This is a genomic window from Streptomyces sp. NPDC127084, assembly GCF_042724175.1.
Classification (GTDB): Bacteria; Actinomycetota; Actinomycetes; order Streptomycetales; family Streptomycetaceae; genus Streptomyces.
In genome coordinates, this window is record NZ_JBHXFA010000425.1 from 1 (window position 1) to 1,074 (window position 1,074).

The 1,074-nt window shown below is 70.3% G+C and carries 1 protein-coding gene; it reads left to right on the forward strand.

The window, feature by feature from the left end; genetic code table 11:
- On the forward strand, positions 1–1,074 hold a 1,074-nt coding region (locus ACFWI9_RS34725), incomplete at both ends, for an FAD-binding protein (RefSeq protein WP_387169394.1).

A 1,074-nucleotide genomic window follows, 5' to 3' on the forward strand; every position in this document is an offset into this window, starting at 1 on the left:
CTCACCGGCCGCACTGCGGGAGGCCTTCCTCCAGGTGGGGTCCACCCTGATCGACGAGCTGGAGAAGAACCCGCGGTTCGGCCGGTTCTTCTGGCAGGGCGTGCCCGACTACTTCGCCGGCCGGCCCGGCAGCCTGCCCCAGGGCCGCACGATCTTCCCCGAGAACCTCGACCGCTCCGAACTCGGCGAGCTGGAACCGCTGGTGCGCAGGCCGCTGTGGACGGAGCGCTGGGGAGTGGAGGTCCCGTCGGAGATGATCGGCGGGCAGGCCCTCATCGGCCGTGCGCTGCTCGCGTTCGTGGAGACCGGCAACGGAACCGTGCGCACGAACACCGCACTGGAGCGCCTGATCGTCGAGGACGGCGCGGTCGTAGGCGTAGAGGCCCTGCACGAGGGCGAGTTGGTGACCTTCCGCGCCGAACGGGGCGTACTGCTGGCCGCCGGTGGCTACGAGCGCAACGGCCGGCTGCGTGAACGCTTCCAGCCCGGGGTCACCGACCAGTGGACCCAGGGCTGCGAGGGCAACACCGGCGACGCGCTCACCGCGGGCATCGACATCGGCGCCGCGACCGACCTGCTCGACGAGTCGTGGTACGCGCCGGGCCTCGTCGTACCCGACACCCGCCCGGTCTTCTACACATCGGTCTGGAGCGGCATCTGGGTCAACGCCGCCGGACAGCGCTACCTGAACGAACGTCTCCCCTACGACCGCGCCGGGCACGAGATGCTCAAGGCGCACCGGTCCTCGCACGTGTCGCATCTGCCCACGCACTGGGTGTTCGACCAGCGCCAGCTCGACAACAGGCGGGCGTTCGCCGGGCTGCCGGTCGCGCCGCAGGTCCCCGGCTGGTTCGACGTCGACAAGTTCCTCGCCGCGGGTGTCCTGAAGCGGGCCGACACGCTGGAGGAGCTGGCGGAGCTGATCGGTCTGCCCAAGGGTGCGCTCACCGAGAGCGTCGAGCAGTTCAACGGGTACGCCCGCAATGGCAAGGACGAGCAGTTCGGACGCGGTGAGGATCCCTGGGACCTGATGATCACGCACATGGCCGGGGCGCACACCGACGGGCCCAACCC